Source organism: Mesobacterium hydrothermale, assembly GCF_035818635.1.
GTDB classification, from domain to species: domain Bacteria; phylum Pseudomonadota; class Alphaproteobacteria; order Rhodobacterales; family Rhodobacteraceae; genus Mesobacterium_A; species Mesobacterium_A hydrothermale.
Genome location: NZ_JAYLLH010000013.1, coordinates 43,667 through 59,737, shown reverse-complemented (window position 1 = coordinate 59,737; position 16,071 = coordinate 43,667). Strand labels below are relative to the sequence as shown.

Genomic DNA, 16,071 nt, shown 5'->3' with positions numbered 1-16,071 from the left:
GTCATGCCGGCACCGCCTTTACGTCGACGATCTGCCCCTGATCTTCCAGCCAGTACCGGCGCAGCATGTTGCGCGCCGTGGTCAGACGATACTCCGCGCTGGCGCGCATGTCGGACAGCGGGGTGAAATCCATGGCCCAGGCATCCGCGGCGGCGGCAAGCGTCGCCTCGGTCCAGGGCTTGCCGATGATCGCGGCCTCCACGTGACTGGCCCGTTTCGGAATGCCGGCCATGCCGCCAAAGGCGATGCGCGCGGCACTGACGGTGCCATCCTCCACGGTGATGTTGAACGCGCCGCAGACGGCGGAAATGTCCTGATCGAACCGTTTCGACAGTTTGTAGACCCGCAGCCGGTCGGGCGTTTTGGGCACGCTGATTGCCTCGACAAATTCACCCTTTGCGCGGTCCTGCTTGCCATAGTCGAGGAAGAAGTCCTCGATCGGCAGGTCACGAGTGGTGTCGCCGCAGCGCAGGTGCAGCGTGGCCCCCAGCGCGATCAGCGGCGGCGGGTTGTCCCCGATTGGCGAACCGTTGGCGATATTGCCGCCAATCGTCGCCGCCGCCCGCACCTGGGCAGAGGCAAAGCGGCGGACCATTTCGGCGTAGGACGGATAAAGCGGCGCCAGCGCTGCAAGCACCCGGTCCATCGTGACACCGGCACCAAAGCGGAGGGCATCGTCGCTTTCGTCGATCTGTTGCAGGTCGCGGCAGCGGTTGAGGAAGATCACCTGGCCCAGATCGCGCATCTGCTTGGTCACCCACAGGCCCACGTCGGTGGCCCCGGCAACCAGCGTCGCATCGGGGTTGGCGGCGTAAAGCGCTGCAAGCTCTGCCACGGTTTCCGGCGCAGCGACGCCGGTGGTATCGCCCGCGGGCGCCGCGTTCGTTGCCACGGCATCGTCCTGCATCCAGGCGGGAACCGGTTGGTTGGCGGCGGCCTCTGCAGCGCGCACGATGGGGGCGTAGCCGGTGCAACGACACAGGTTTCCCGCAAGCGCGGTGTCGTGGTCGCGGTCGCCGTTCTTGTGCGCCACCGCCATCGACATGATGAACCCCGGCGTACAAAAGCCGCACTGGCTGCCGTGCAGGTCGATCATGGCCTGCTGCACCGGGTGCAGCGCGCCATCGGGGGCGGCGATGCCTTCGACCGTGCGTACAGATTTGCCATGCAGTTGCGGCAGGAAAAGGATGCAGGCATTGAGCGCCTTCGATCCGTCGGCATCTGTCACCATCACGGTGCAGGCCCCACAGTCGCCTTCGTTGCAACCCTCCTTGGTGCCGGTGAGCGCGCGATCCTCGCGCAACCAGTCGAGCAGCGTGCGCGTCGCAGACACATCACGCAGTTCCACGCTCTCTCCGTTCAGAAGAAAGGTGATATCCATGCTGAAAACCCGCCGCCTTACCTAAGTGACCCTTTTGCTGCGCGCCCTCGATGCGGCGTAGAAAGCGCGCGGGTTTATCCCTGTGCAGAGGTCAGGCTAGGCGGCGATTCTGCAATTTGGCAAGGAAAATTTGCCCGGCAATCCATCAATCGCCGGGATTTTGGGCAGATCAGAGCGTTTTCGCCAAGGCTTCCGGCTGTGTTGCGGCCGCGCCCCAGCCATCGCGGAAGCCCATGGCGGCGTGGTGTTTCTTCGCCTCGGCCTGGTTGTGCATCGCCACCGCGCGGGGCGCATGCCACCTGCGTTCGAGGACGAGCGCGCGATCGTGGTCGGTCATGCAGTGTCCTTTCGGTCGCTGAAATCCGCCTCCAGCCGCAGGGCCAGGGATTCGAGCCGGTCCGTCGGCGCGCCCCGGGGGCGTCTTTGACGGCGCAGCCACGTTTCGACCTCGGCCAGCGCCCGGGCTTCGATACGCACGGTGCGGACGCGGCCGGTTTTCTCGCTGCGGACAAGGCCGCTGTCCTCCAGCACCTTGAGGTGGCGCAGGAAGGTGGGCAGCGCCATGTCATGCGGCGCGTACAATTCGGTGACGGGCGCGGCGCCCCGGGTCAACCGTTCGATCACCGCACGGCGTGTCGGATCGGCCAGGGCGGCGAACACTGCGGTCAGGTGGCTGGTCATGTGGCCAAGCATGTGAGCACCGTAGTGAGTCGGCAAACAAAACTTAGCCTTTGCGCTAAGTTTTTCCCGCCCTTTCTGAACGCACCCCCGACCCTGGGGGTGAGGACGGGACACGCGTGTGGGTTGGGGCTTTCCCTGACCTTAACCGCAACATATCGTGGCGGCATGGCAGATCCCCGATTCATACACCTTCGCGTTCACACCGAATATTCCTTGCTGGAAGGGGCTGTGCGGCTGAAAAAGCTGCCCGGCATGTGTGCGGCGATGGACATGCCCGCGGTCGCGGTGACCGACACCAACAACCTGTTCGCGGCGCTTGAATTTTCCGTCACTGCCAGCGGCGCCGGGATCCAGCCGATCATCGGTTGCCAGGTCAGCCTGCAATACGCCACCCCCGCCCCCGGCGAACGCCCCCGCGATCCCGCCGGGCTGGTCCTGCTGGCGCAGAACGAGCGCGGGTATGAAAACCTGATGAAGCTGAACAGCTGCCTTTACCTGCGGACCGACGGGCAATTGCCGCACGTCACGCTGGAAGACCTGGCGCAGCACGGCGAAGGACTGATCTGTCTGACCGGCGGGCCAGAGGGGCCGGTGGGACACTGGTTGCAGCAGGGCCAGCGCGGCGCGGCGCAGGCGCTGATGACACAGCTTTGCGACATCTACGGCGACAGGCTGTATGTCGAATTGCAGCGCCACCCGGGCGAGAACGGCCAACCCGAAGCCGAGAAACAGACCGAACGCGGCTTTGTTGAGATGGCCTATGAAATGGGGCTGCCGCTGGTGGCGACCAACGATGTCTATTTCCCGAAATCGGACATGTACGAGGCTCATGACGCGCTGATCTGCATTGCGGAAGGGGCCTATGTCGATCAGCAGAACCCGCGCCGGCGGCTGACCAACCAGCATTATTTCAAGTCACAGCAGGAAATGGTCACGCTGTTCGCCGACCTGCCGGAGGCGATTGAAAACACGGTCGAGATCGCCCGGCGCTGCGCCTTCATGGCCTACAAGCGGCCACCGATCCTGCCGAAATTCGCCGATGACGAGGTCGAGGAATTGCGGCGTCAGGCCAATGAAGGTCTGCAAGCCCGACTGGCGGTGATTCCGCATGCGACTTCGGTCGAAGAGTACCAGAAGCGGCTGGATTTCGAGCTGGACATCATCGAGGGGATGGGGTTCCCCGGTTACTTCCTGATCGTTGCGGATTTCATCAAATGGGCCAAGGATCACGACATTCCCGTCGGTCCGGGCCGAGGATCGGGCGCCGGTTCGCTGGTGGCCTATGCGCTGACAATCACTGACCTTGACCCGCTGCGCTACAGCCTGCTGTTCGAACGGTTCCTGAACCCCGAACGTGTGTCGATGCCGGACTTCGACATCGACTTTTGCATGGATCGCCGCGAAGAGGTGATCCAGTACGTGCAGGAAAAATACGGCCACGACCGGGTGGCGCAGATCATCACCTTTGGTGCGCTGCTGTCCAAGGCGGCGGTGCGCGATATCGGGCGGGTGTTGCAGATGCCCTATGGCCAGGTCGACCGCCTGTCCAAGATGATCCCGGTGGAAGGGGTCAAGCCCGTCTCGATCGAAAAGGCATTGCAGGACGAACCGCGCCTGAAGGAAGAGGCCCGCGCCGAGGAAGTCGTCGACCGGCTGCTGAAATACGGGATGCAGGTCGAGGGGCTGCTGCGCAATGCCTCGACCCACGCGGCAGGTGTCGTGATCGCAGACCGGCCCACGGACGAGCTGGTGCCGCTGTACCGCGACCCGCGGTCGGACATGCCCGCCACCCAGTTCAACATGAAATGGGTGGAACAGGCCGGGCTGGTGAAGTTCGACTTCCTGGGCCTGAAAACACTGACGGTGATCCAGAATGCGATGGACCTGATTTTCAAATCGGGCCGACCGCTGCACGTCGCCGCCGACGGCACGCAACTCTATGAACCCGCGGAAGGCGCGGAAAACCAGATCAACGCGATCCCGCTGGATGACGAGGCGAGCTACAAGCTTTATGCTGCGGCCAAGACGGTGGCGGTGTTCCAGGTGGAAAGCTCGGGTATGATGGATGCGCTGCGGCGCATGAAACCCACCTGCATCGAGGACATCGTGGCGCTGGTGGCGCTGTATCGTCCCGGCCCGATGGAAAACATCCCGACCTATTGCGAGGTCAAGAACGGGCTGAAGGAAATCGCTTCGGTCCACCCGCTGATCGACCACATCCTGGAAGAAACGCAAGGCATCATCGTTTACCAGGAACAGGTGATGCAGATCGCGCAGGTCATGGCGGGCTACAGCCTTGGCGGTGCAGACCTGTTGCGCCGCGCGATGGGGAAAAAGATCAAAGAGGCGATGGACGCCGAACGCCCGAAGTTCGAAAAGGGCGCGGCGGAAAACGGGGTCGACAAGAAGAAAGCGACCGAGGTCTTCGACCTACTGGAAAAGTTCGCCAACTACGGTTTCAACAAGTCGCACGCGGCGGCCTATGCGGTGGTCAGCTACCAGACCGCATGGCTGAAGGCGAACCACCCGGTGGAGTTCATGGCCGGGGTGATGAACTGCGATATTCACCTGACCGACAAGCTGGCGATCTATTTCGAAGAGGTCAAAAAGGGCCTGTCGCTGGACTATGTCCCGCCCTGCGTGAACCGGTCGCTGCCCACGTTCGACGTCGTCGAGGGCAAGCTGATCTATGCCCTTGGCGCGCTGAAGAACGTGGGCGTCGAGGCGATGAAACTGGTGGTCGAGGGGCGCGGCGACAAACCCTTTGTGACCCTGTTCGACTTTGCCCGCCGGGTCGATCTGAAACGGGTGGGCAAGCGGCCGCTGGAAATGCTGGCCCGCGCGGGCGGCTTTGACGTGCTGGACCGCAACCGGCGGCGGGTGTTTGACAGCCTGGATGCGCTGGTCGCGTATTCCGCGGCTGTGCACGAACAGAAAGCATCGAACCAGGTATCGCTGTTTGGCGAGGCGGGCGAGGACTTGCCCGAGCCGCGCCTGGCCCCTGTCAACGACTGGCTGCCCGCCGAACGGCTGGCAGAGGAACACAAGGCGATCGGGTTCTACCTGTCCGGGCACCCGCTGGACGACTATCTTGGCGCGCTGAAGCGGCAGAAATGCATGACTCTGGCGGAATTGCAGGAAAAGGCAGAACGCGATGGCGGCGCGGTGGGCCGGGTCGGGGTGATGGTGTCGGGGCTACAGGAACGCAAGTCGGGCCGGGGCACGCGGTTCTTCCGCATGTCGATTTCCGACCCCACAGGGCAGGTGGCGGGGATTGCGCTGTTCGCCGACGATTTCGAAACCTGCCGCCGGGTGTTCGAACAGGACTCCAAGGTGATCATGTCCTTGGAAGCCCGGTTCAACGAAGGCCAGTTCGATCCGGTCGGCCGGTCCGTCGCGCCGTTGGAGGCGCAGATGGCCGGCGCGGTCGGGACCGGGCTGCGCATCTTCCTGGACGAGGAAGGTGCGCTGACCGGCATCGCTTCGGTGCTGAAGCGCGCCGCGGACCAACTGCCCAAGGCGCCGCGCGGCCCGATCGAGCTGTGCCTCAGCCACGCGGGCCTGCCAGGTGAAGTGACGATGGACCTGAAACAGCAGTTCCCGGTCACGCCCGAAATCAAGGGGGCGCTGAAATCCCTGCCCGGAATCCTGGCCGTGGAAGAGGTCTGAGCGGCCCGCCGCCACCCCCGCTGGACCGATTGGCCCTGCGTGGTCTATGGTCTCGCCTCGAATACCCGGGGGAAGCCTTTGAAAAGAATCGCTCTATCCTGTGCGATGCTGTCCGTTCTGGCGGCTTGCAGCGATCCCCTTGGGGATGTGGACAAGCTGTCCGATGTCGATGTCGCCACCGATGCGCCCCGGGCCGAGGCTGTCGATACATCCGCGATCCCTAGCCCCGACGCGACAGAGCCGACGTCTGCGAAACGCGGATTCCTGGGGGGGCTGTTCGGGCGCAAGGAGGCCACGGCCCCGGCTGCAGAAACCGCTGACAGCAGCGATGCACCCGCCCCGGTCGCAGCGCCGGAGGCAGAGCTTGAAGTAGCCAGCCTGCCGGTGCAAACCGATGCGCCAGCCCCGGAACGACGCGGCCTTCTTGGTTTCCTGAAGAGCAAGGCCGAAGAGGCCAAGCAGGCCGATCAGGTGGCCGAGGCGGCGCCGGTGGAAATCGCCGCGCTGCTGCCGGAAACCGGCCCTGCCCCGGCAGAGCCTGCGACCGCGCGCCGGGGCCTGTTTGGCAACGCCGCCTCGGCCACCGGCCCCAGGCCCGGCGACGTGGATTTCCAGGAAGTGGCATTTGGAACCAGCCTGCCGTTCGGTCAGATCGCGCGGGTCTGCAACGTGCCCAAGGGCAAGCTGGGCAAGGCCATCGCGCGCTGGCCCGAGAAGGGCGCAAAGAAATACGAAATCCTCAACAGCGCGCCGGGCTCGACCGCACCGCGGGCCATGTACCTGACCGGGTTCGGCGATGGCTGCGCGCGGCAGGTGACCTCTGCCCTGACGATGTTCGGCGATTTCGAGATGCACGAACAGCTGCGCTATGGCCTGCCGGAACAGGGTCTGCCCTATTCCGAAACCGAGAATGCCTATGAAAAGCTGAAACGGCGGGAGTGCGGGAGCGCGCGCGGCAAACCCTGTGGCAGCAAGATCAGCGCCTTTTCACGCACCGGCGTGTTCGTGTCGGTCTATCAAAGCTTTGAAGGCAGCGCTGTGTGGAAGAACATTCTGCTGCACGACGGGCGTGTCGTGGCGATGGATGTGAACGGCTGATCAGTAATGCGGCGGGCGTTCATCGCCCAGCACGACACCACCGGTGCCTTCGGCCTCTCGCGTCGCTTCACGTTCCATCAGCATCGCCACCCGCCGTGTCAGCAAGGCGATTTCGCCGTCTTGCCGGGCGACGGTGTCGGACAGGTCATCCACGACGCGCAACAGGTGGGCGATGCGTTCTTCCAGCAGATCGGTTCGGTCGGTCATGGCAAGCTCCCCTGGCTGCGGCACAGATAGGACGTGACGGTGTGGGATGGCAAGCCTCTGCGCGGGGCAGCGCCCGGGGCGCTGCACAGGTCGTGCCGGTTTGCAGGGCAAACCGGCGGGGAAAGGGGGCGCTGCCCCCTCTTGGCCTCTGGCCAATTCACCCCCGGGATATTTTTTGGCCAGAAGAAGGACCGGGGGTCGCCTTGCCCTGAAGGGCATTGAACGATAAGGGGTGCGCGCAATCCTTACGGCAACGGACAGGTCCCATGGCCAAGCAGAAGAAAGCCCCCCGCCCCAAGGCTCAGACTCCCAAGGGGTTCCGCGACTATTTTGGTGCCGAGGTGACCGAGCGTGCGCATATGCTGTCGCAGATTGCCGGGGTCTATCATCGATATGGCTTTGACGCGCTGGAATCGAGCGCGGTGGAGACGGTCGAGGCGCTGGGAAAATTCCTGCCCGACGTCGACCGCCCGAATGAGGGTGTCTTTGCCTGGCAGGAAACAGAGGAAGACGGCAACGGCGACTGGCTGGCGCTGCGCTATGACCTGACAGCGCCGCTGGCGCGGGTCTATGCCCAGCACCGCAATGATCTGCCCCTGCCCTATCGGCGCTATGCCATGGGGCCGGTCTGGCGCAATGAGAAGCCCGGGCCGGGGCGGTACCGGCAGTTCTACCAATGCGACGCGGATACCGTGGGCGCGGCCAGCGTGGCAGCCGATGCTGAGATCTGCGCGATGCTGTCGGACACGCTGGAAGTGGTCGGCATTCCGCGCGGCGACTATATCGTGCGGGTCAACAACCGCAAGGTTCTGAACGGCGTACTGGAATGCATGGGCTTGACCGACGACGCTCAGCGGGACGCGGTGCTGCGGACCATAGACAAGTTCGACAAGGTGGGCGAAGCCGGTGTGCGCGAGTTGTTGGGCAGGGGGCGGCTCGATGCCTCGGGCGCCTATATCGACGGTGTGGGTCTGAGCGAGGAGCAGGCCGAACCGGTGGTCGCTTTCCTGACCTCGAAAGGTGCAGACAACGCCGCGACGCTGGACAACCTGCGTGCCGCGATCGGGGCAAGCGCGGTCGGGGCGGACGGTGTCGACGAACTGGGACGGATCGCAGAGCTTCTGGCCGCCGGGGGCTATGGCCCGGACCGCATCGTGATCGACCCCTCGGTGGTGCGTGGCCTGGGGTATTACACCGGCCCGGTGTTCGAGGCCGAGCTGACCTTTGAAATCCTTGATGACAAGGGCCGCAAGCGTCAGTTTGGCTCGGTCGCGGGCGGCGGGCGCTATGACGATCTGGTCAAGCGCTTTACCGGGCAGGCGGTGCCGGCGACGGGGGTCAGCATCGGGGTTGACAGGCTGCTGGCGGCGCTGCGCGAAAAGGGCCGGGTTGGTGGCGCGGTGCAGGGCCCGGTCGTGGTGACCGTGATGGATCGCGACCGCATGGCGGATTACCAGGCCATGGTGGCGGAGCTGCGCAATGCCGGGATCCGGGCCGAGGTGTACCTGGGCAATCCGAAGAATTTCGGCAACCAGCTGAAATATGCCGACAAACGGCAATCGCCTGTGGCGATCATCGAAGGCGGTGACGAAAAGGCCGGTGGCGTGGTGCAGATCAAGGACCTGATCCTGGGCGCCAAGATTGCCGAGGGCGCAACGCTGGAAGAGTGGAAAGAACGCCCCAGCCAATACGAGGTGCCGCGCGACCAGATGGTCGCCAAGGTGCAAGAGATCCTGGACCTTTACGCATGAGCCCGATTTCAGACATCCGGGCCGAGGCGGCGCGGTTGCGCGCGCGCTTCGAGGCCGCCGGGGCCCGCGCGGTGGATTGCACGATCCTGCAACCCGCCGGAACCTTGCTGGATCTGTACGGCGAAGATATCCGGGCGCGCGCCTATACCACGTCGGACCCGGCGCAGGGTGAAGTCATGCTGCGCCCGGATTTCACCGTGCCGGTCGTACAGATGCACAGCGACAGCGGGGCCGAGGTGGCGCGCTATACCTATGCCGGCGAAGTGTTCCGGCGTCAGGAAGAGCATCCCGAGCGGCCCTCTGAATACATCCAGGTGGGCTATGAGCTGTTCGATGGCAGCGCGCCAGAGGCCGCGGATGCCGAGGTGTTCGCGCTGATCCACGCGCAACTGGACGGGCTGGGCCTGCGCGCCGCGACCGGGGACATCGGCATTCTGACAACCGCCGTGGCAGGGCTGAAAACCTCGGATCGGCGCAAGGCGGCTTTGATGCGGCACATCTGGCGGCCACGCCGGTTCCGCGCATTGCTGGACCGGTTTTCCGGAAAGACACCGGTGCCACCGACCCGCGCGGCGCTGCTGGCGGCAGAGGACCCGATGGCGCGGGCGGGTGTTCAGATCGGGCTGCGCGAGGCAACCGAGATCGCCGCGCGGATCGCGGCATTGCGCGCCGATGCCACCGAGCCGCCACTGTCGCGCGAGGAAGTGGCGCTGATCGACGCGCTGCTGAACGTGCGCGAAAGCTGCTGCTTCGCGCTGCAACACCTGCGCGACATTGCCGTCGATCTGCCCGCGATTGCCAACGCGGTGGACCGGCTGGCGGTGCGGATCGAGGCGATCGACATTCGCGGAATCGACCCGCAGACGGTGGAGTTCGAAGGCAGCTATGGTCGCACCAGCCTGGAATATTACGACGGGTTCGTCTTTGGGTTTCACGCGCCCGCGCGTCCCGGCCTGCCACCGGTGGCCAGCGGCGGGCGCTATGACGCGCTGACGCTGCGGCTGGGCAATGGCCAAGGCCGCCCCGCCGTCGGCGGCGTGATCCGCCCCGACATCCTGTTGACCCTGCGGGAGGGCCGGGCATGAGCCTGAAGCTTGGCGTGCCGTCCAAGGGGCGGCTGATGGAAAAAACTTTTGACTGGTTCGCCGCCCGTGGCGTCACCCTGTCGCGCACCGGGTCGGACCGCGAATATGCCGGGGCTGTCGACGGCGCGAAGGGCGTTGACCTGGTGCTGCTGTCGGCCGGGGAAATCCCACGCGAGCTGTCCGCCGGGCGCATTCACCTGGGCGTGACGGGTACGGACCTGATCCGCGAGAAGCTGGTGCAATGGGACCAGAAGGTCGCGCCGCTGGCCGAACTGGGCTTTGGCCATGCCGACCTGATCGTCGCCGTGCCGCAGGCCTGGGTGGATGTCGACACGCTGGATGACCTGGACGCGGCGGCGGCGGCATTCCGCGCGCGGCACGGGTTCCGGCTGCGGATCGCAACCAAATATCACCGGCTGGTGCGCGAGTATCTGCGGGCGGGCGGCGTGGCAGATTACCAGCTGGTCGACAGCCAGGGCGCGACCGAGGGTACGGTGAAGAACCTGACCGCCGAGGCGATTGCCGACATCACCTCGACCGGGGAGACGCTGCGCGCCAACCATCTGAAGATCCTGGACGAGGACCCGGTGCTGCGCAGCCAGGCGACGCTGTTCCGCAGCCGGACCGCGCCGATGGACGAGGCCGACCGGCGCAACCTGCGCGACCTGGTAGCGAAGCTGGGGCTTTGATCCGCAGGTTTCGGACCGCCGCTTGCGGCCCGACCGCGGCGCGGTTTCTGCGAAACCGCGCCTGTGGGGGCTCTGCCCCCACACCCCCGAGGTATTTAGAAAACCAAAGACAGAAAGAGGCGGTCTAGCCGCCGATCTTGTCCTGGGTCCTGGTGTCGAAATCTGACGCATCATGGCGTTCGTGCAGCTGTTCGGACGGATCGCCCATGAAGCGATTGACGATCCGGCCACGTTTGACCGCCGGACGGGCGTCGATCGCCTTGGCCCAGCGCAGGACATTTTCGTAGCTTTCGACTTGCAGGAAGGTGGCAGCATTATAGGAGCGGCCCAGAACCATCTGGCCATGCCATGTCCAGATCGCGATATCGGCGATGGTATAGGCCCCTCCTGCGACCCAGTCCTTGTCGGCGAGATGTTTGTCCAGCACGTCGAGCTGGCGTTTGGTTTCCATTGCGAAACGGTTGATCGGATATTCCTGCAGGAAGGGCGCGTTTGCATAGAAATGGCCGAATCCGCCACCGACGTAAGGTGCCGCACCCATCTGCCAGAACAGCCACGACAGCAGTTCCGGGCGGTCTGCGGGATCGGGTGTCAGGAACTGGCCGAACTTTTCCGCGAGATAGAGCAGGATCGCGCCGGATTCAAAGAGCCGCGTCGGTTTCGCCGTGGAGTGGTCCATCAGCGCGGGAATCTTGGAGTTCGGGTTGATCGCGACGAAGCCCGAGCCGAACTGATCGCCCTTGCCGATGCGGATCGGCCAGGCGTCGTATTCGGCCTCTTCTATGCCCAGCGCCAGCAGCTCCTCGAACAGGACGGTGACCTTGACGCCGTTTGGCGTGCCCATGCTGTAGAGCTGGTGCGGGTGTTTGCCCACGGGCAGTTCTTGTTCGAACTGCGCGCCGGCAGTGGGCAGGTTCGAGCCGCTGACCGCGCGTATTTCGTCGGTCAGAGTCCAGACTTCGGGCGGGGTATAGGTGTCTGTCATGGCGCTGTCCTCACAGATGGTTTGGGCAAGATCTAGCGGGTCGCCGCGGGAATGACCATGGCCCCGCCGCACAGGGGCTGTGGATGCCTAGAGCACACCGATTTCGGCCAGCGCCCCGGCCAGTTCGGGAGGCAAGGCGTCGTCTTTCTGGCGATCCGGCGACAGGTCGACGGGGGCGTCTTTCGGATCGAGGTAGCGCCAGCCCTGGAACGGGCGTTTCGGGGCGGAGGTCGTACGGATCAGACCGGGTTTCAGTACGATCGCACAGCGGCGGATGCCGTCCCGGCCGGTGACCTCATCCAGCCGCAGGATGCGCTGTCGGCATTGCACGAACCCTTTGATGACCCAGTAGATCGAGCCGCCGTTCAGCACCTCGGCCGCACGCTTGGGCCACATCCGGGTGACGTGGCGCGGGATGCCGTCGGCCCAGCGTTCATGCGCCGTGGCCTGCCACGCGGCCAGGTCCTCGACGCTTTCGGTGCCGACGCTCAGCTTGATGAGGTGAATGTGTCCTGCCACGGCAATTTCCTCGATCCGGTGTGGTCACCGATGCTATCGGTTTGACGCGAGATATGGTAGTGGTATCACCCCGGTCTTCAAGCGGTTGGTTTCGGCCTGCCGCGATTCCCCCGTTATCCCTTGCCAGACAGGACGCTGCCCATGACCCGTTTTGCCGCCCCGATCGCCGAACAGATTTGGGACATGAAATACAGGTTGAAAGAGGCGGACGGCACCCCGATCGATCTGACGGTCGAGGACAGTTGGCGGCGAATCGCGCGGGCGCTTGCGGTGGTCGAAAACGACCCCAAGCACTGGGAAGAGCGATTCTATGCCGCGCTTGAGGATTTCAAATACCTGCCCGCGGGCCGGATCACCGCGGGGGCGGGCACCGGTCGGCAGGTGACCCTGTTCAACTGTTTCGTCATGGGCACGATCCCCGACAGCATGGGCGGGATTTTCGACATGCTGAAAGAGGCCGCGCTGACCATGCAGCAGGGCGGCGGCATCGGCTATGACTTCAGCACCATCCGGCCCAAGGGTGCGCCGGTGGCAGGTGTGGCGGCGGATGCGTCGGGCCCGCTGTCCTTCATGGATGTGTGGGACGCGATGTGCCGGACGATCATGAGCGCCGGCAGCCGCCGGGGCGCGATGATGGCCACGATGCGCTGCGATCACCCCGATATCGAAGGGTTCATCGCGGCGAAATCCGACAGTGCGCGGCTGCGCATGTTCAACCTGTCGGTGCTGGTCACCGATGCCTTCATGGAAGCGGTGAAGACTGACGGGTCGTGGGACTTGCAATTTGACGGCGTGGTGTATCACACCGTACAGGCGCGTGACTTGTGGAACAAGATCATGCGCGCAACCTATGATTTTGCCGAGCCGGGGGTGATTTTCATCGACCGGATCAACCAGGCGAACAACCTGAACTACATCGAGGATATCGCGGCCACGAACCCCTGTGGTGAGCAGCCGTTGCCGCCGTATGGCGCCTGCCTTCTGGGGTCTGTCAACCTGGCCCGGTTGGTGTCCAACCCGTTCGGGGCGAAAGCCGCGCTGGACAAGGCCGCGCTTGCCGATCTGGTGCGCACCGCGATCCGGATGATGGACAACGTGGTTGACGCGTCGAAATTCCCGCTGCCGCAACAACGTGAAGAGGCGCTGAACAAGCGCCGGATCGGGCTGGGTGTAACCGGGCTGGCCGACGCGCTGTTGATGGTCGGTCTGCGGTATGGCAGCGAAGAGGCCGCCAGGCAGACCGAGGAATGGCTGCACCTGATCGCGCGTGAATCCTATCTGGCCAGCGTCGAACTGGCGAAGGAGAAGGGTGCCTTCCCGCTGTTCGACGCCGAGAAATACCTGGCGTCGGGCAACATGATGCAGATGGATGACGATGTGCGAGAGGCGATCCGGGTACACGGCATCCGCAACGCGCTGCTGACCTCGATCGCGCCGACCGGGACGATCAGCCTGTATGCCGGCAACGTCAGTTCCGGGATCGAACCGGTGTTCGCCTACAGCTATACCCGCAAGGTTCTGCAGAAGGACGGTACCCGGACCGAGGAAGAGGTCGTCGATTACGCCGTGCAGATGTGGCGCGACACGAAGGGTGACACCCCCCTGCCCGACCATTTCGTCAACGCCCAGACTCTGGCCCCGCTCGATCACGTACGGATGCAGGCGGCGGCGCAGAAATGGGTGGATTCGTCGATTTCCAAGACCATCAACTGCCCCGAGGACATCAGCTTTGACGCGTTCAAGGATGTCTACATGGCGGCGTATGAATCCGGCTGCAAGGGCTGCACCACCTATCGGCCCAACGACGTGACAGGATCTGTCCTGAGCGTAAGCGAAAAGGACGAAAAGACCCCGGCGGAAACCCCCGCGCTGGCGCGCGAGGCCGCGGGCGGCGACGTGATCTATATGTCCGAACCGCTGGACCGTCCGCAAGAGTTGGAAGGCGCGACCTACAAGCTGAAATGGCCGGACAGCGAGCATGCGATTTACCTGACGATCAACGACATTGTCGTCGGTGGGCATCGCCGCCCGTTCGAGGTGTTCATCAACTCCAAGAACATGGAACACTTTGCCTGGACCGTGGCGCTGACCCGAATGATCTCGGCCGTATTCCGGCGCGGTGGCGACGTGTCCTTTGTCGTCGAAGAGCTGAAAGCGGTGTTCGATCCGCGCGGCGGGGCATGGGTGCAGGGCAAATATATCCCGTCGATCCTGGCTGCCATCGGCGGGGTGATCGAGCGCCACATGGTGGCGATCGGGTTCCTGGAAGGCGAAGGCATGGGCCTGAAATCCGACCCGCAGGCACAGGTGGTCAACCTCGACAATGCCCCGCGCGGCAAAGCCTGCCCCAGCTGTGGCCAGTATGACATGCGCATGGTCGAAGGCTGCATGACCTGCGGAAGCTGCGGCCATTCCAAATGTGGCTGACGCAGAACCCAGGAAATGTGCGTGTTACAGCTCAAGCATGACGTGATCGGCAAAGGTTTCCCGGACCACATCCGAGATGATGGTAGCGAGTTTTTGGATGATCCGGATATGCGCCGAGCGGCGGCGCCACGCTAGGCCGATAGAGCGGGTCAGGCGCCCGGATCGAAAGGGTTTGACGACCACGTCGCCAGCGTCGCGCGACGCTTCGGACCGGACGTAAAGCGCCGGCAGGAAACTCACCCCCATGTTCAGCGCCGTCATCTGGCGCAACGCATCGAGGCTGGTACCCTCGTAGTCGCGCCGCAGCGTGGCGCCCAAATCCTCGCACAAACCCGCTACTTGCGCGTGCAACCGGTAGGCATCCGACAACGAGAGCACATCGACACCGGTAAGGTCGACGTCGCGGATGGTCTCGCGCGTTGCCAACGGATGGTCCAGAGCCATCGCCAGTTTCAGCGGCTCGCGGAAAAGCCGCATGGCGTCCAGATCGCCGGAGGGAACGGGCAGTTGCGTCAGGATAAGGTCTTGTTGACCGCTCAAGAGTTCATCCTGAAGCGTGGCGGGTGGCGCGTCGCGAATGACGACCTTCAACTCTGGATAGGCCGCGTGCAGCCGTCGCATCACATGCGGCAGAAGGTATGGCCCTAGCGTGGGTGTCGATCCAAGGCGGATTGTCCCGGTGACGCCGTCCCGGGCACCCTGCGCCAACGCCCTGAGATGTTCGGTCTCTTCGAGCACACGCCGCGTTTGCGCAAGGATCATGCGACCCTGCGGAGTGAGCACAGCCCCGCGCTGACCTCGCTCAACCAGCGTCACGCCCAGTGCCGCTTCGAGCCCGACGATCTGCTGACTGAGCGAAGGCTGGCTGATGCCGACACGCTCGGCGGCACGGCGATAATGGCGCGTTTCGGCGAGGGCCGCGAAATAGGTCAATTGGCGCAGGGTGAGTTCAACAGACATCGAGGCCTCTTCGCTTTGCGTCTTTCAAATATAGGAAATGCCTATCGAGTTTTCAGGCCCCGCCACCTTCTTCCGATCATTGGACCTCCCCATGTTCTGGGGGCGATCATGACAGATCGCCCGCAACCTCTAACAAAGGAGACTTGTTATGACGACGATGCCCGCCCGGCTGCTTACCGCTCTTCCGGCAAAGGTGGCGCGGCTGCGCCGCCGCCACCATCAGTTGGCGGTGCAGATCGACGAGGAACTGCAGCGTCCCATGCCATGCAGCGTGGCCCTGCAGCGGCTGAAGCGGCAGCGCCTGCGGCTGAAAGACCAGATCACCTATTACTCGAAACTTGTCGGTAGCCAGGACCGCACGCGGATGCCAGTGGCGGCACACTCATGATCTTCAATCTTGTCTTTCAGAACAGCGGCTTGCGACTGATGCACAGTCCCGATCTTGATGACATGCGTCGCGCTATCGCCGACGAGGGCGAGGATCACCACGGGCCAGACTGCGGAAGTCCGCATGCCTCTCGGCGGCCAGAAAGTGAAATGGCAGCCGCCTGAGCCTGTACCACGGAGGGGCCTTGCGCCCCTCTATTTGTCAAGGGCCAGACACCCCCCCCCGCCGTGG

At 64.1% G+C, this 16,071-nt stretch carries 14 protein-coding genes; 7 read left to right on the top strand and 7 right to left on the bottom strand.

Annotated features, from left to right (window positions below):
• Position 1 precedes the first annotated feature (1 nt).
• From xdhA to VK792_RS11065, 3 genes are all read right to left on the bottom strand, one after another.
• The gene (gene xdhA, locus VK792_RS11075; protein WP_326297551.1) at positions 2-1,381 is read right to left on the bottom strand and encodes a xanthine dehydrogenase small subunit; all 1,380 of its coding nucleotides are present in this window, start codon (positions 1,379-1,381) and stop codon (positions 2-4) included.
• A gap of 169 nt (positions 1,382-1,550) precedes the next feature.
• Positions 1,551-1,718, bottom strand: a complete 168-nt coding sequence (locus tag VK792_RS11070) for an SRPBCC family protein (protein WP_326297550.1) — start codon at positions 1,716-1,718, stop codon at positions 1,551-1,553.
• Positions 1,715-2,062 carry an ArsR/SmtB family transcription factor gene (locus VK792_RS11065; RefSeq protein ID WP_326297549.1) on the bottom strand — a complete coding sequence of 116 codons (348 nt, stop codon included), beginning with the start codon at positions 2,060-2,062 and terminating at the stop codon, positions 1,715-1,717. The genes VK792_RS11070 and VK792_RS11065 overlap by 4 nt, the downstream gene beginning before the upstream one ends.
• 165 nt (positions 2,063-2,227) lie before the next feature.
• Here VK792_RS11065 and dnaE point away from each other — a divergent pair, with 165 nt between their 5' ends.
• Together dnaE and VK792_RS11055 are read left to right on the top strand one after the other, a co-directional pair.
• A complete protein-coding gene (gene dnaE / locus VK792_RS11060; protein ID WP_326297548.1) occupies positions 2,228-5,731 on the top strand; it encodes a DNA polymerase III subunit alpha in 3,504 nt (1,167 codons plus the stop codon).
• A 105-nt stretch (positions 5,732-5,836) separates the two neighbouring features.
• Positions 5,837-6,829: a hypothetical protein gene (locus VK792_RS11055; protein ID WP_326297547.1), complete on the top strand. Its 993-nt coding sequence runs from the start codon at positions 5,837-5,839 to the stop codon at positions 6,827-6,829.
• On the opposite strand, the gene VK792_RS11050 is transcribed toward VK792_RS11055, so the two are convergent.
• Positions 6,830-7,036, bottom strand: a complete 207-nt coding sequence (locus tag VK792_RS11050; RefSeq protein WP_326297546.1) for a SlyX family protein — start codon at positions 7,034-7,036, stop codon at positions 6,830-6,832.
• Positions 7,037-7,302: 266 nt separating this feature from the next.
• Here VK792_RS11050 and hisS point away from each other — a divergent pair, with 266 nt between their 5' ends.
• The 3 genes from hisS to hisG are packed head-to-tail and all read left to right on the top strand — an operon-like array spanning position 7,303 to position 10,561.
• Positions 7,303-8,787 carry a histidine--tRNA ligase gene (gene hisS, locus VK792_RS11045; protein WP_326297545.1) on the top strand — a complete coding sequence of 495 codons (1,485 nt, stop codon included), beginning with the start codon at positions 7,303-7,305 and terminating at the stop codon, positions 8,785-8,787.
• On the top strand, positions 8,784-9,872 hold the full coding sequence (locus VK792_RS11040) for an ATP phosphoribosyltransferase regulatory subunit (RefSeq protein ID WP_326297544.1): 1,089 nt from the start codon (positions 8,784-8,786) through the stop codon (positions 9,870-9,872). The genes hisS and VK792_RS11040 overlap by 4 nt, the downstream gene beginning before the upstream one ends.
• Positions 9,869-10,561: an ATP phosphoribosyltransferase gene (gene hisG / locus VK792_RS11035; RefSeq protein WP_326297543.1), complete on the top strand. Its 693-nt coding sequence runs from the start codon at positions 9,869-9,871 to the stop codon at positions 10,559-10,561. The genes VK792_RS11040 and hisG overlap by 4 nt, the downstream gene beginning before the upstream one ends.
• Before the next feature lie 124 nt (positions 10,562-10,685).
• On the opposite strand, the gene yghU is transcribed toward hisG, so the two are convergent.
• Entirely contained in the window at positions 10,686-11,546 is an 861-nt protein-coding gene (gene yghU, locus VK792_RS11030; RefSeq protein ID WP_326297542.1) for a glutathione-dependent disulfide-bond oxidoreductase, read from the bottom strand.
• An 87-nt stretch (positions 11,547-11,633) separates the two neighbouring features.
• The gene (locus VK792_RS11025) at positions 11,634-12,065 is read right to left on the bottom strand and encodes a DUF1489 family protein (protein WP_326297541.1); all 432 of its coding nucleotides are present in this window, start codon (positions 12,063-12,065) and stop codon (positions 11,634-11,636) included.
• A 141-nt stretch (positions 12,066-12,206) separates the two neighbouring features.
• Here VK792_RS11025 and VK792_RS11020 point away from each other — a divergent pair, with 141 nt between their 5' ends.
• Positions 12,207-14,492, top strand: coding sequence for an adenosylcobalamin-dependent ribonucleoside-diphosphate reductase (locus VK792_RS11020; protein ID WP_326297540.1), 2,286 nt, complete (start codon positions 12,207-12,209; stop codon positions 14,490-14,492).
• Positions 14,493-14,516: 24 nt separating this feature from the next.
• Here VK792_RS11020 and VK792_RS11015 read toward each other — a convergent pair whose 3' ends face one another.
• Positions 14,517-15,452 carry a hydrogen peroxide-inducible genes activator gene (locus tag VK792_RS11015; protein ID WP_326297539.1) on the bottom strand — a complete coding sequence of 312 codons (936 nt, stop codon included), beginning with the start codon at positions 15,450-15,452 and terminating at the stop codon, positions 14,517-14,519.
• A 148-nt stretch (positions 15,453-15,600) separates the two neighbouring features.
• Between VK792_RS11015 and VK792_RS11010 the strand changes: the two genes are divergently transcribed.
• Positions 15,601-15,840 carry a YdcH family protein gene (locus VK792_RS11010; RefSeq protein ID WP_326297538.1) on the top strand — a complete coding sequence of 80 codons (240 nt, stop codon included), beginning with the start codon at positions 15,601-15,603 and terminating at the stop codon, positions 15,838-15,840.
• Positions 15,841-16,071 lie beyond the last annotated feature (231 nt).

Excerpts from the sequence above, each read along its gene's own strand:
- VK792_RS11050 (WP_326297546.1), bottom strand. The coding sequence starts at position 7,036 with ATGACCGACCGAACCGATCTGCTGGAAGAACGCATCGCCCACCTGTTG.
- VK792_RS11015 (WP_326297539.1), bottom strand. The coding sequence starts at position 15,452 with ATGTCTGTTGAACTCACCCTGCGCCAATTGACCTATTTCGCGGCCCTC.
- hisS (WP_326297545.1), top strand. The coding sequence starts at position 7,303 with ATGGCCAAGCAGAAGAAAGCCCCCCGCCCCAAGGCTCAGACTCCCAAG.
- VK792_RS11010 (WP_326297538.1), top strand. The coding sequence starts at position 15,601 with ATGACGACGATGCCCGCCCGGCTGCTTACCGCTCTTCCGGCAAAGGTG.
- hisG (WP_326297543.1), top strand. The coding sequence starts at position 9,869 with ATGAGCCTGAAGCTTGGCGTGCCGTCCAAGGGGCGGCTGATGGAAAAA.
- VK792_RS11020 (WP_326297540.1), top strand. The coding sequence starts at position 12,207 with ATGACCCGTTTTGCCGCCCCGATCGCCGAACAGATTTGGGACATGAAA.
- VK792_RS11055 (WP_326297547.1), top strand. The coding sequence starts at position 5,837 with ATGCTGTCCGTTCTGGCGGCTTGCAGCGATCCCCTTGGGGATGTGGAC.
- xdhA (WP_326297551.1), bottom strand. The coding sequence starts at position 1,381 with ATGGATATCACCTTTCTTCTGAACGGAGAGAGCGTGGAACTGCGTGAT.
- VK792_RS11065 (WP_326297549.1), bottom strand. The coding sequence starts at position 2,062 with ATGACCAGCCACCTGACCGCAGTGTTCGCCGCCCTGGCCGATCCGACA.
- VK792_RS11040 (WP_326297544.1), top strand. The coding sequence starts at position 8,784 with ATGAGCCCGATTTCAGACATCCGGGCCGAGGCGGCGCGGTTGCGCGCG.
- VK792_RS11070 (WP_326297550.1), bottom strand. The coding sequence starts at position 1,718 with ATGACCGACCACGATCGCGCGCTCGTCCTCGAACGCAGGTGGCATGCG.
- yghU (WP_326297542.1), bottom strand. The coding sequence starts at position 11,546 with ATGACAGACACCTATACCCCGCCCGAAGTCTGGACTCTGACCGACGAA.
- dnaE (WP_326297548.1), top strand. The coding sequence starts at position 2,228 with ATGGCAGATCCCCGATTCATACACCTTCGCGTTCACACCGAATATTCC.